This is a genomic window from Streptomyces sp. NBC_01288 (assembly GCF_035982055.1).
Taxonomy (GTDB): Bacteria; Actinomycetota; Actinomycetes; order Streptomycetales; family Streptomycetaceae; genus Streptomyces.
This window is the reverse complement of sequence record NZ_CP108427.1, coordinates 2,604,292-2,617,656: the sequence shown is the minus strand read 5'-3', so window position 1 is coordinate 2,617,656 and position 13,365 is coordinate 2,604,292. Positions and strand designations below refer to the sequence as shown.

11 protein-coding genes are annotated in these 13,365 nt (G+C 70.3%); 8 read left to right on the top strand and 3 right to left on the bottom strand.

Annotated elements, in window-relative coordinates:
* The first annotated feature begins 168 nt into the window (after positions 1 to 168).
* The 6 genes from OG194_RS11165 (at position 169) to OG194_RS11140 (ending at position 5,662) form a co-directional block, all read left to right on the top strand.
* Positions 169 to 1,479, top strand: coding sequence for an MFS transporter (locus tag OG194_RS11165; protein WP_327400714.1), 1,311 nt, complete (start codon positions 169 to 171; stop codon positions 1,477 to 1,479).
* Between the two features lie 76 nt (positions 1,480 to 1,555).
* The gene (locus OG194_RS11160) at positions 1,556 to 2,299 is read left to right on the top strand and encodes an SDR family oxidoreductase (protein WP_327400713.1); all 744 of its coding nucleotides are present in this window, start codon (positions 1,556 to 1,558) and stop codon (positions 2,297 to 2,299) included.
* Between the two features lie 5 nt (positions 2,300 to 2,304).
* The gene (locus OG194_RS11155; protein ID WP_327400712.1) at positions 2,305 to 3,519 is read left to right on the top strand and encodes an aspartate transaminase; all 1,215 of its coding nucleotides are present in this window, start codon (positions 2,305 to 2,307) and stop codon (positions 3,517 to 3,519) included.
* A gap of 16 nt (positions 3,520 to 3,535) precedes the next feature.
* Positions 3,536 to 4,210, top strand: coding sequence for a 4-carboxy-4-hydroxy-2-oxoadipate aldolase/oxaloacetate decarboxylase (locus OG194_RS11150; protein ID WP_327400711.1), 675 nt, complete (start codon positions 3,536 to 3,538; stop codon positions 4,208 to 4,210).
* A gap of 94 nt (positions 4,211 to 4,304) precedes the next feature.
* Complete coding sequence (locus OG194_RS11145; RefSeq protein ID WP_327400710.1) at positions 4,305 to 4,940, top strand: hypothetical protein; 636 nt, start codon at positions 4,305 to 4,307, stop codon at positions 4,938 to 4,940.
* Positions 4,941 to 5,062: 122 nt separating this feature from the next.
* On the top strand, positions 5,063 to 5,662 hold the full coding sequence (locus tag OG194_RS11140) for a sigma-70 family RNA polymerase sigma factor (protein ID WP_327400709.1): 600 nt from the start codon (positions 5,063 to 5,065) through the stop codon (positions 5,660 to 5,662).
* Positions 5,663 to 5,669: 7 nt separating this feature from the next.
* On the opposite strand, the gene OG194_RS11135 is transcribed toward OG194_RS11140, so the two are convergent.
* On the bottom strand, positions 5,670 to 6,161 hold the full coding sequence (locus tag OG194_RS11135) for a MarR family winged helix-turn-helix transcriptional regulator (RefSeq protein WP_327400708.1): 492 nt from the start codon (positions 6,159 to 6,161) through the stop codon (positions 5,670 to 5,672).
* A gap of 122 nt (positions 6,162 to 6,283) precedes the next feature.
* Between OG194_RS11135 and OG194_RS11130 the strand changes: the two genes are divergently transcribed.
* Positions 6,284 to 6,799, top strand: a complete 516-nt coding sequence (locus tag OG194_RS11130) for a YceI family protein (protein WP_327400707.1) — start codon at positions 6,284 to 6,286, stop codon at positions 6,797 to 6,799.
* 19 nt (positions 6,800 to 6,818) lie between these two features.
* Here the strand turns inward: OG194_RS11130 and OG194_RS11125 are convergent, their stop codons facing one another.
* Complete coding sequence (locus tag OG194_RS11125; protein ID WP_327400706.1) at positions 6,819 to 8,495, bottom strand: hypothetical protein; 1,677 nt, start codon at positions 8,493 to 8,495, stop codon at positions 6,819 to 6,821.
* A gap of 198 nt (positions 8,496 to 8,693) precedes the next feature.
* A complete protein-coding gene (locus tag OG194_RS11120; RefSeq protein ID WP_327400705.1) occupies positions 8,694 to 12,716 on the bottom strand; it encodes a bifunctional nitrate reductase/sulfite reductase flavoprotein subunit alpha in 4,023 nt (1,340 codons plus the stop codon).
* 199 nt (positions 12,717 to 12,915) lie between these two features.
* On the opposite strand from OG194_RS11120, the gene OG194_RS11115 reads away from it, so the two are divergent.
* Entirely contained in the window at positions 12,916 to 13,311 is a 396-nt protein-coding gene (locus tag OG194_RS11115; protein ID WP_327400704.1) for a cell division protein SepF, read from the top strand.
* Positions 13,312 to 13,365: the final 54 nt, after the last annotated feature.

The window sequence follows — 13,365 nt, the reverse complement described above, 5'->3', positions numbered from 1 at the left end:
GGGGAACTGCGCGACAAGCCCCCACCGACCCGCACGAAACCCACAACCGCTCCCCACCCGCACACAAGACCCACCCGCACCCGCTCCCCGCTCACCCGCTGGAAGCACCCCGCACGGAGCCGTCGTAACGCCCCTCATCCCACGCCTGCTGCCCAGACAGGAGACGCCATGAGTACCGTGGCCGCTCAGCCAGTCCCCAACACGGTCGACCCCAGAACCGCCCGCAAGGTCACCCTCGCGGGCTGCGTCGGAATCTTCGCCGAGCTCTACGACAACGGCATCTTCGGCTTCATGGCCGGATCCCTCGCCGCCGTCTTCTTCCCCGGCTCCGACAACGCCGTCCAGCTCGTCTTCCTCGGCTACGCCGTCTCCTTCTTCTTCCGCCCCCTCGGCGCCGTCATCTGCGGCCACCTCGGCGACCGCATCGGCCGCCAGCGCATGCTGGTCTTCGTCATCATGCTGATCAGCGCCGCCACCGCGGCCATCGGCGTCCTGCCCAGCTACGCGAGCATCGGCATCGCCGCACCCGCCCTGCTGATCCTGCTCCGCGTCGCCCAGGGCTTCTCCGTCGGCGGCGAGGCCTCCGGCGCGATGAGCTTCCTCGCCGAGCACGCCCCGGAGGGCAAGCGCGGCCTGTACACCAGCTACGCGCAGATCGCCTCGTTCCTCGCCCTGCTGACCGGCACCCTGGTCGCCGCCGCGATGACCAGCGGCCTCGGCTCCGCGCGCATGGAGTCGTGGGGCTGGCGCATCCCGTTCCTGCTCGCCGTGCCGCTCGGCATCGCCGGCATCTACATCCGCAAGCGCATCAGCGACACCCCCAACTTCACCCGCCTGAAAGAAGAGGACGGCCTCTCCAAGAACCCGCTCAAGGAGGCCTTCGCCTCCGCCGAGCACCGGCGCGCGATGCTGCTGGCCCTCTTCATCCCCCTGATGAACGGCTCCGGCTACTACGTCCTGTTCAGCTACATGCCCACCTTCATGAGCAGCGAGCTGCACTTCGGCAAGGTCCAGGGCCTCCTCGTCACCGCCTCCAGCCTGGTCGCGATCTGTATCGCCATCCCCTACATGGGCCGCCTCTCCGACCGCATCGGCCGCAAGAGGGTCCTCGCCGGATCCGCCGTCGCGATGGCCGTCGTCGGCATCCCCTGCTACCTGCTGATCGGCACCGGCAACGTGGCCCTCGCCGTGATCGGCGCCTGCATCATGGCCGTTGTGTTCGCCGGCCACACAGGCGTCATCCACATCCTGCTCGTCGAACTCTTCCCGACCCGGGTGCGCTACTCCGCCTACGGCCTGGGCTACAACGTCTCCTCCGCCCTCTTCGGCGGCACGGCCCCCCTGCTGATGACCTACCTGATCGACCGCACGGGCAACGTCAACATGCCGGCCTTCTACGCCGTGATCACGGCCCTGGGCACGCTCATCGCCGTGTCCCGCGTGACGGACCGCGCCCACCTGCCCCTGCGCGACGCCTGACCCCGCCCCGCCTCACGCATCTCCCGCACCCGCACGTCCGCACACCCCCACCCCCGCACAGCAAGGAGCCCTCAGCATGCCCATCTCCGACTACAGGACGGCCCTCGTCACCGGAGCGTCGACCGGCATCGGAGCCGTGGTCGTCGAACGGCTCGCCAAGCGCGGCCTCGAAGTCCACGCCGTGGCCCGCAACGCCGACCGGCTCAACACCCTTGCCGACCAGACCGGTTGCATCCCGCACGCCGTCGACGTCACCGACACCGCGGCCCTCACCGCCGCACTCGACGGCCTGGAGATCGACGTCCTCGTCAACAACGCGGGCGTCTCCCGGACCGGCAACATCCTCACCGCCGACGAGTTCGCCGTCGACGAGCAGGTCGCCGTCAACATCCAGGCCGTCCTGCACCTGGTCCGCCTGCTGATGCCCGGCATGGTCGAGCGCGACCGCGGCCACATCGTCAACATCAGCTCCATCGCCGCCGTCTACAACTTCGGCGGCAACACGATCTACCACGCCACCAAGGCCGCCGTGCACACCCTCTCCCGCCAGCTCCGCGTCGACGGCTACGGCAAGCGCCTGCGCGTCACCGAGATCTGCCCCGGCCGCGTGGAGACCGAGATCTTCGGCCGCCTCCTCGGCGACATGGAGGCCGCCCAGCGCGAGTTCTACGACGGCTACGAGTCCCTGAAGCCCGAGGACATCGCCGACTCCATCGAGTTCGCCGTCGACTCGCCCCGGCACGTCAACATCGGCCACATCGAGATCCTGCCCACCTTCCAGGTGCCCGGTGGCCTCAACTTCGAGCGCAGGGAGGGCTGATCACCGTGAAGACGGCAGCACGGCTCGGCCGTATCAAGCCCTCGCCGAGCACGGCGGCGGCGCAGCGCGTCCGCGAGCTGAAGAGCCAGGGGCTCACCATCCTCGACCTGACCGTGGGCGAGCCCGACTTCGACACCCCGGACCACGTCAAGGCCGCCGCGATCAAGGCGATCGAGGCGGGTGAGACCAAGTACACGCCGGTGAACGGCACTTCGGCCCTGCGCGCCGCGATCACCGGCAAACTCCGTGAGCGCCACGGCCTGGAGGTCACCGACGCGAACATCACCGTCGGCGGCGGCGCGAAGCAGGTCATCTTCCTCGCCCTGATGGCGACTTTGGACGAGGGCGACGAGGTCGTCGTCCCCGCCCCGTACTGGGTGTCGTACCCGGACATGGTCCGCGCCAACGACGGCACCCCGGTCATCGTGGACTGCCCCGAGGCGGAGGGCTTCAAGCTCACGCCGGAGCGGCTCACGGCGGCGATCACCGAGAACACCCGCTGGGTCGTCCTCAACACCCCGGGAAACCCGACCGGATCGGCCTACACCACCGCCGAACTCCAGGCCCTGGCCGAGGTGTTGCTGGCCCACCCGAACATCGGCGTCCTCACCGACGAGATCTACGACGAGATCTGGTACGGCGACGAGGAGGCCCCGTCGCTCGCGGCGGTCGAACCCCGCCTGGCCGACCGGGTGTTCCTCACCAACGGCGTCTCCAAAACGTACGCGATGACGGGCTGGCGTATCGGCTACGGGGTCGGTCCGACGGACCTGGTCACCGCGATCAACACCCTCCAGTCGCAGACCTCTTCGTGCCCCTCGTCCGTGAGCCAGGCCGCCGCTGCCGCCGCGCTCACCGGGCCGCAGGACTTCGTCCAGGACACCGTGCGCGTCTACCGCGCCCGGCGCGACGAGACCGTGAAGCTCGTCAACGACGTACCGCAGCTGAGCTGCACGGTGCCGGACGGCGGCTTCTACCTCCTGGTCAACTGCCAGGACGCGATAGGCCAGTTCACCCCTGCCGGCGCCCGGATCGAGAACGACGAGGACTTCGCCCGTCACCTCCTCGACAGCCGGCAGGTCGCGGTGATCCACGGAGCCGCGTACGGCGCCCCCGGCTACTTCCGTATCTCGTTCGCCACGTCGACGGACGTCCTCACCGAGGCCTGCGAGCGCATCGCGGCGGCGTGCGCCGAACTGACCTCCGCACCCACCGCCTGATCCCTGAAAGGTCATCATGATCCGCGTCAGCACGAAGTTCGACCGCCCGGAGCCCGCCGTGGTCAAGCAGCTGAGTGCCTTCTCCTCGGCCACCATCCACGAGGCGCAGGGCCGCCTCGGTGCGCTGGACTCGGCCATCAAGCCGGTCGACCACACCATGTCCCTGTGCGGCCCGGCGTTCACCGTGCAGTGCGCCCCGCGCGACAACCTCATGCTCCAGACCGCCATCGCGTACGCGCAGCCCGGTGACGTCGTGGTCGTGTCCGCCGGGAACTACGAGGAGGCGGGCTCCTTCGGTGACGTCCTCGCCAACGCCTGCCAGTCCAAGGGCCTCGCCGGTCTGATCACCGACACGGGCGTCCGCGACACCGAGGACCTGCGCGCCCTGGGCTTCCCGGTCTTCTCCCGCAGCGTCTGCATCAAGGGCACGGTCAAGGAGACCGTCGGCCCGATGTGCGAGCCGATCACCGTCGGCGGTGTGCTCGTCCGCCCCGGCGACATCATGCGCGCCGACGCCGACGGCGTGGTCGTCGTCCGCCGCGAGGACGCGGCCGAGGCCGCCACCCTCTCGCAGGAACGGATCGACGCCGAGGCCGGGTTCATCGCCGCGTACCGCGCGGGCAAGACGGTCGTCGAGATGTGCAACCTCGCCCCGGTGCTCGCCGCGAAGGGCCTCGTCATCGAGGAGTAGGAACGGCCCGCCGCGACCAACACCACTGAGCACCGAGCCGGGAAATACCGTACCCACGGCTGAGACCCAGGTTCGGATGCCAGGATGAGGCGCCATGACGGCAGGGTGGTGTGCGCGCACGGTACGGGCCGCGATGTTCGCGGCCGTCTGTGTGGTGCTCGCCGCCCTGGCCCACGTCCTGATGTCCGGCCACCACGTACCGGCCTGGGCACTGGCCACCGGCCTGGCCGCGACCGGCGCGGCCGGCTGGTCCCTGGCGGGCCGTGAACGCGGCCTCCCGCTGATCGTGACCCTCGTGGTCGCCACCCAGGCCGCCCTCCACTCGGCGTTCTCCTTCGCGGAGCCCGCGACAGGACACCCGGTGTCCATGGACATGGGGTCGGCCGACATGGGCTCCATGCACATGAGCGCAACGGACTCCATGGACATGGGCCATATGTCGGCCACCACCACCGGCACCGCCTCGCCCGGGATGCTCACCGCCCACCTCCTCGCCGCCCTGCTCTGCGGCCTGTGGCTGGCCCACGGCGAGCGCGCCGCGTTCCGCGTCCTGCGGGCCGTAGCCGGACGACTGATCGCTCCGCTACGACTGCTGCTCGCGCTCCCCGTCCCACCGCATCGCCCGCGTCTGCGTCGGCGCCGCCCCCGTTCCGAGCGGGCGCCGCGGCTTCTCCTTCTCGTCCACGCGATCACCTCTCGGGGTCCGCCCCCGGCGACCGCTGTCGCCTGACGACAGCCGGCACCCCGGGCCGCGCCTCCGCGCCTCGGGCCTGGGCCGTACCCCGCGCCACGCCTCTTCCGGGCGGCGCGGGACGGCCGATCCCCTTTCACGGTGACCGAGAAGGACCTCAGGTGAGCACTCCTACCCTGCCCGCATCGCCCGACGTGACGGAGTCGAGCGACGAGTCACTGACCAACTGGGCGCTCGCCGCCCGCCACGGCGACTCCGTCGCCGTCGACCACCTCGTACGCGCCCTGCACCGTGACGTCCTGCGCTACGTCTCCCACCTCTGCGCCGACCCGCAGGCGGTCGACGACCTCGCGCAGGACACGTTCCTCCGGGCGCTCGGCAGCCTGCACCGTTTCGAGGGCCGCTCCTCGGCCCGTACCTGGCTGCTGTCCATCGCCCGCCGCGCGGTGATCGACAGCTACCGCCGCGCCGCCGTCCGCCCCCGCCTGTCCGACGTCCAGGACTGGCAACTGGCCGTGGAACTGGCCCAACCCCGGGGCCTTCCGGGCTTCGACGACGGGGTGGCGCTCCTCGACCTCCTCGCCGTCCTGCCGGACGAACGCCGCGAGGCGTTCCTTCTCACCCAACTCCTGGGCCTGCCCTACGAGGAGGCGGCGGAAATCGGCAACTGCCCTGTGGGGACGGTCCGTTCGAGGGTGGCGCGGGCCCGGGCGACACTCCTGGACCTGCTGGCGGACGGTGGTGCCCCCAACGCCCTTTAGAGCGGTGTCAGTTGGCGGCGCGATCCGGGAACAGCGCGTTCAGCGCCTCCCGTTGCTCGCGCCCCACGAACTGGGTGAGCCCGCGCCTGACCGTCTCGGCGAGTGACTCGGAGGCCTCGCGCAGGAGTTGGGTCGCCTTGTCGGTGAGGGCGACCTCGATGCCGCGCTTGTCGCCGCAGACGGACTTGCGGGTGACCAGGCCCGCGTGCTGGAGGCAGGCGATCTGATAGGTCAGCCGGGTCTTGGGCCGGCCCAGCAGCTCCGCGATCCGGGTCATCCGCAGGCCCTCCTTGGGCTGCTCGGCCAGCAGGCACAGCACCAGGAACTCGTCGTGCGAGACGTCGAGGTTCCCCTTCACGACCGAGCGCAGCTCCTGCTCCACCGCACCCGTCGCCGCCAGCAGCAGCATCCAGGCGCGCAGCTCGGGCGGGAGCAGCCCGTCGCCCCGCATGGAGGGGCATTGGGGCTGGTCGGCAGGGTGCTCAGCGGGGTCGGCCATGGTGTCGAGTCTACCTGTTGTCCAATTTTGGAGTAGGTGGTTGTCCAGATTTGGATAATGGGCTAGCTTGAGGCTCGTAAGGCTCATTCAAATTTGGACTACCGGAACCAGTGGGAGAGATCATGACCGTCGCCGTCGAGACCGGGGTGTGGCAGCTCGACCAGGCCGCCTCCACCGTGGGCATCAGCCACAGGACGATGTGGGGCCTGGTCAATGTGAAGGGCGTCTTCGGCACCGTCAGCGGTCGGGGCGAGGTCCAGGGCGACGGCTCCGCGATCGGCACGCTGACCCTGGACGCCGCCTCCCTGGACACCAAGAACGCCAAGCGCGACAAGCATCTGCGGTCCGCCGACCTGTTCGACACCGACAAGTTCCCGGAGATCACCTTCGCGGTGCGCAGCGCGGAACTGCGTGACGGCGACACCGTGCACGTCGTCGGTCAGCTGACCGTCCACGGCATCAGCCGCCCGCAGACCTTCACGGCCCGCCTCAAGGACACGACCGGCGAGGCGCTCACACTGGACGCGGAATTCACCGTGGACCGCGACCAGTTCGGCCTGGGCTGGAACCAACTGGGCATGCTGCGCGGCCTGACCACCGTCACCACCACGCTCCGCTTCGTGCGTACGGCCGCCTGACGGACCGTCAAGCAGACGGTCAGTCCTTGGGCCGCAGCTGGATGTCCGAGCTGGACAGCGTCTGCGGGGTGGCGGTGAAGGCACGCACCCGGATACGGACCTTCTTGTGCGGCAGGGTGAACGTCCCGTCGGGCGGCCGGAGTTCGATGGTCTCCGTGCTGTGCGCGGGCAGCGTCGCCGGGCCGCCCACCTGGGACCAGTACCTGCTCATGCCCTGGCCCGTGGTGAGCGTGTAGTGGGGGGTGAGGGCGGTACCGGACGAGTTGGTCACCTGGACCGTCAGCCGGGTCACGACAGTGGGCACCGCGCGCCGAACTCCCGCGAGTTTCATGGTCATCGGCGGTGCCCCCGTCGCCGCCACGGCCGCACTCGCCAGCGCGGGCGTGACCAGCAGCACGGCCGCCGCGACCCGGGCCTGCCGGCGGTGCGGGCCGGACAGTAGCCGGGGGCGCGGCTGCCACGCGGCACGGAACTCGGCGATCGGCGCCGTCACGGCCGAGGCCAGCCACAGCGGCGTCATCAGCAGGTAGTAGCCGTCCTGCGAACGCGTCGCCAGATAGAAGGCGCACCAGGGCAGCACGGTCGCCGCAGGACCCAACCGCCGTACGAACAGCACGAACACGGCGAGCAGACCCGCCGCCAGCAGCATGCTCGCGTGGGAGTACCAGTCGAGCCGGTCGCTGCCGTTCGTGAAGTACAGCGAGATGTCCACCAGGCCCTGACCGTGCACCACCGCGCCCTGTGTCAACGGCAGCGCGATGCCGCGCAGCCAGGTGCTCGGCTCGTGCACGATGAAGTACGTGTTGATCAGCAGCCACACGGTGACGGCGACCCCGACGATCCGCAGCAGCACCGACGCGGCCTGCCGGGCGCCCAGTTCACCGCGCCGCACCGCGTAGATCCCGGCGAGCAGGAACGGCGTGAGGAACCAGGGGAGTTGCTGCGCCGCGCAGGCCGCCCCCAGGCACGCGGCCTGGGCGATCCCGGCCGGGCCGAGCCGGCCGCCCCTGCCGATCCGGGGCCAGCGGATCACCACCGGCACCAGCAACGCCAGGGCGAGCACGGCGGGATAGCCCTGACGGCCGTAGGTCGGCAGCAGGCCGAGGCCGAGGCACGCCATGGTGGCCGCCGACCGCCACTGCGTGGGCAGCAGTCGCCACATGAGGACCGCGGCCGCGATCAGCGCGCCGGTCGCGACGGCCGTCGCGGGGGCGCCCCCGTGGCCGATCCACAGCAGGGGCGCCGTCAGCAGCGTCTCCAGCGGGGGATAGCCGTAGGTGTAGTCGTAGCCGCCGGTCACCGTCGGGGTGAGGGCGACGCCCTGGCTGGGGTGGAACAGCCAGGGCCAGGGCCGGCCGTAGATCGGGTGGCCGGCGACCAGTTCCTTGGCGGCCTGGGTGGTGAGGACCGCCTCGTCGCCGCCGGTGTGGAACACCGACCACGCGGACAGCGCCAGCAGGACGGCGGTCACCAGGACGGCGAGATCGATCCGGGCCAGCGACCGCGTCCGGCGGACCACCAGGGCGAGCACCCCGCACACCAGGATCGAGGCGTAGCAGAGGCAGACGACCGCCGCCACGACGAGCCGGTGGCTCGCGGCCTCCGTCCACACCGGGCGGACGCCGATGAACAGACTGATGTCGGCGAGCAGGGTGAGGATGCGGTGCCACTGCGCGGGAGGTTCCGGGGCGGACACCGCCGACTGTGTCCGCCGACCGGGTGTCACCTGTTGTGTTTCTGCCAAGTGCACGACACGGGACGCTAATCCCGCCTGGTGAGCGAGGTGTCGGCAATCGAGAAGATTCCGGTGTGAGATGGGTAAGAAGGCCTCGTTGTGGCCTAAATGGGGCAAACTCGAACGGCGTTGTTCAACTCGCCGTGGCCATCAGTTCATTCAGTAAACATCGCGCACATACCGCTTCGCCGCCGCCAGTTGCTTCACGTACAAGGCCGCCTCGCCCTCGTCCAGTCCGCCGTGCGCGACCGCGATGTCACGCAGTGCGCGATCCACGTCCTTCGCCATCCGCGAGGCGTCCCCGCACACATAGAAGTGGGCCCCGTCCTGCAACCAGTGCCACAACTCCGGCCCGTGTTCCCGCATCCGGTCCTGCACATACACCTTCGCCCGCTGGTCCCGGGAGAACGCCGTGTCGAGTCGGGCGAGCGAGCCCTCGCCCAACAACTCCGTCAGCTCCTCCTCGTAGTAGAAGTCCGTCGCACGATGCTGCTCCCCGAAGAACAGCCAGTTCGGCGCGGGATGCCCGAGCGCGCGCCGCTCCTGAAGAAACCCGACGAACGGCGCGACACCGGTACCGGGCCCGACCATCACCATCGGCGTCGCCGGATCGGCGGGCGGCCGGAAGTGCGGCGAGCGCTGCACGAACACCGGGACCTCGGTCCCCGCCTCGGCGCCGGCGCCGGCGTCGGCATCGGCGAGGAACGGCGAACAAACCCCGCCGCGCGGACGCCCGTTGAGCCCCTCGTACCGCACCACCGACACCGTCAGCGAGACGCTGTGCGGGTCGACGAGTGGACTGGACGAGATCGAATACAGCCGCGGCTGAAGCCTCTTGAGCACCCCGGCCCACTCCTCGGCCCCCGCCTTCACCGGAAACTCGGCCAGCACATCCACCGCCTGCCGCCCCCAACTCCACTGCGCCAGCCCGTCCTTGTTGTCAGGTCGCAGCAGCCTGCGCAACTCCCGGTCGTCCCGCGCCCGTTCGGCCACGAAGCGCAGCAGGTCCGGGGTGACACGGGTGATGTCCAACTGCCGATGCAGCGCCTCGGCGAAGGGAAGCTCTCCAAGACCTTCCAGTTCTACGACCGTTGAGGCATCGGTGCCGGTGGCGGTGAGCCATTCATCCACCAGGGAGGGGGAGTTGACCGGGCGGACACCGAGTGCGTCACCGGTCTCGTACGTGAGGTCGGTACCGCTGGTGTCGAAGGTGAAGCGGCGGACCTCCTTGCCCGCGCCGGGGAGGCTGAGCAGGCGATTGCCGACGAGCCGGGCGGCGGCGGGGGCGGGCTTGGTCACCCGGGGCGGTGATGCCGGGGCTTCTGTGTCGGTGCCGAGTGCCGTGATGACCTGCCCCAGCCACGCGTCCGCCGACGGCTCGAAGTCCGGCTCGCAGTCCGTGCGCGGGGCCAGCCGCACCCCGCCCAACTCGTCGAGCCGCGCGTCCAGTCGGCGCCCGTGCCCGCAGAAGTCGTCGTACGACGAGTCGCCCAGGGCGAGCACCGCGAACCGCACTCCGTCCAGCCGTGGCGCCTGTTCACCGGCGAGCGTGTCCCAGAAGCCGGAGCCGTTGTCGGGGGCGTCGCCGTCGCCGAAGGTGCTGGTGATGAAGAGGAGATCGGCGTCGGCGGGGAGCGTGCCGGCGTCGGCCTGGTCCATGCCGAGCAGGGTCGCCCGGTGCCCGGCAGAGCCCAGCCGTTCGGCGGTGGCCGCCGCCAACTCCTCGGCGTTGCCGGTCTGTGAGGCCCAGAGGACGACGATCTGCCGCCCGGGCCGCGGCAGTTGCACGGGAGCGGCCGTGGACCTCGAATACATCCCGGCGAGAACACCGTTGACCCACAAGGCGTGTTCGGCGCCGAAGGGCGCGTCCGGCGGTAGCGTCGGCACCCCCGGGGTGCCGGACTCGATGCCCGCGAGGAAGCCGGTCAGGTAGAGACGTTCGCGTGCGGTGAGGACGGGCGGCGGGGCGGGATCGAGTCCGAAGGGATTCCCGACCGGGGTCGTGGCGGTCGGCACGACGACCTCCGGCTGTGCCGGTGGGGCACTCGCCACCTTCGTCAGCGCCACCGCGCACACCTTGAACTCCGGCTGGAACGACACCGGATCCACCGCGTCGCTCGTCACCGCGTTGACGCTCAGATACTCGCCGAAGAGGTCGTTCCAGTGGAACGGCGCGAAACAGCCCCCGGGCCGCACCCGGTCGGTCACCACAGCCGGCAGCACCGCCCGCCCCCGCCGCGAAGCGACCTCCACCGAGTCGCCCTCGGCGATCCCCAACTCCCTTGCGTCCAGCGGATGCAGCTCCACGAACGGCCCGGGGTTCAGCTTGTTCAGCTTGGCGACCTTGCCCGTCTTCGTCAGCGTGTGCCACTGGTGCTGCAACCGCCCGGTGTTCAGAACGAACGGGTAGTCGTCGTCGGGCAGTTCGGCGGCGGGCATGTGCGGGCGGGCGTGAAAGGCGGCTCGTCCACTGGCAGTCGGGAAGCGCAGCTCGCCCCCACCCATGTACCGGATGGGGTTGCGGTCCGGCCCGTCCTCCGCCGCCGCGGGCCACTGCACGGGCGTGGACCGCAGCCGCTCGTACGTCACCCCGCGCAGATCCCAGCCGGTCACCGGGTTCCAGAACTGCCGTATCTCCTCGAAGACCTGCTCGGCGCTGTCGTAGGAGAAGCCCTTCTCGTAGCCCATCGCGCAGGCGACGGCCGCGATGATCCGCCAGTCGGGCATCGCCTCGCCGGGTGGGGCGACGACGGGGCGGGCCAGCGTGAGGGTGCGTTCGCTGTTGACGAGGACGCCCTCGGACTCGGTCCACAGTGCGCCGGGGAGGACGACGTCGGCGTAGGAGTTGGTCTCGGTGTCGGTGAAGACGTCCTGGGTGATGACCAACTCGGCTGCTTCCAGGCCCTCGATGACGGTGCGTCGGTTGGCGACCGAGGCGACCGGGTTGGTGCAGATGATCCAGCAGGCCTTGATGTCGCCGTCGGCCATCTTCTGGAACATCTCGACCGTGCCCCGGCCGACCCCGTCCGCGCGGATCGAGCCCGGCGGCAGACCCCACACCTCCTCAGTGAACTCCCGTTCCGCGTCGACGAGTACGGACCGCTGGCCCGGCAACCCCGGTCCCATGTAGCCCATTTCGCGGCCGCCCATCGCGTTCGGCTGGCCGGTGAGGGAGAACGGGCCGCTGCCGGGGCGGCAGATGGCGCCGGTCGCGAGATGAAGATTGATCAGGGCGTTGGTGTTCCAAGTCCCGTGCGTGGACTGGTTGAGGCCCATCGTCCAGCAGCTCATCCACTCGCCCGCCTCGCCGATCAGCCGGGCCGCCGTACGGATGTCGTCCTCGGCGAGGCCGGTGAGGGCGGCGACGGCGTCCGGCGCGTAGTCGGCTAGGAAGGCGGGCAGCACCTCCCAGCCCTCGGTGTGCGCGGCGATGAACTCCGGGTCGGTGTGGCCGTTCTCGTGCAGCAGCCTCAACAGGCCGTTGAGCAGGGCGAGATCGGTGCCCGGTGCGATCTGGAGGTAGAGATCCGCCTTCGCCGCCGTTGCCGTCCGGCGCGGGTCGACGACGATCAACTTCGCGCCCGCCTTGACCCGTTCCATCATCCGCAGGAAGAGAATCGGATGGCAGTCGGCCATGTTGGACCCGATGACCAGGAACACGTCCGCCCGCTCGAAGTCCTCGTACGACCCCGGCGGCCCGTCCGCGCCCAGCGACGACTTGTAACCGGCGCCCGCACTCGCCATGCACAGCCGGGAGTTGGACTCGATCTGGTTCGTGCGCACGAACCCCTTGGCCAGCTTGTTCGCCAAGTACTGCGCCTCCAGGCTCATCTGCCCGGAGACATAAAGGGCGACCGCGTCCGGCCCGTGCTCGTCGACGATCCGCCGCAGGCGCCGCGCGGTCTCCGCGATCGCGTCGGCCACGGGTGCCCGCACCAACTCCTCGCCGCGCTCGCCCCGCACGAGCGCCCCGGTCAGCCGGCCCGGTGCGGCGAGCATCTCGGCCGTGGTGGCGCCCTTGGTGCAGAGCCGGCCGCCGTTCGCCGGGTGCGCCTTGTCGCCGGACGCCCTGAGGACCGTAGGACTGCCGTCGGGGCCCGCGCCGACGTCGAGCAGCATGCCGCAGCCCACACCGCAGTACGAGCAGACCGTCCGTACCTGTCGCGTGGGGGGCTTCGTCATGCCGTAGACCGTACGAATTGCCCGTTACGCCGAGGTCACGCGGCCCGATCATGAGGGGTTACGCCCGGTGCACAACCGGCCGGGGTCCACTGTGAGATGCGGCCCGATCTTGTCGCGGAGTGTGTCGCAGTTGGGCCGAACGGGTGACAGTGCGCAACAATTGCCGGATGCAGACTGCCAGCGCGACCCAGGACGGAGCATGCCGGTGAACAGCCACGATGTCACCGACGAACAGTGGGAAGGGCTCGCCCAGGTAGTGCCGCTGCGGGGGCGCGACGCCTGGCCGTCCGCCGTGGGCCACCGTTCGATACCCGAGGCCCGGACCGAGCCGCGCCGCCGCTTCGTCGTCCTCCGCGTGAATGTGTTCGGGGACGCCCGCGAGGTCGCGGAGACCCTGATGGCGGGCATCCCGGTGCTGCTCGACCTCACCGGCGCGGAGACGGAAGTCGCAAGGCGGGTGCTGGACTTCAGCACGGGCGTCGTCTTCGGCCTGGCCAGCGGGATGACCCGCGTCGACCGGAACGTGTTCCTGCTCACCCCGCCGGGGACCGAGGTGCAGGGGCTGATGGAGGGGGCGGGGGTCCCGGGCGTGTGAGCCGTCCCGGTGACGGGGGCGGTGGGGCGGTCCCTCGATCGTAGGAAGGTCTCC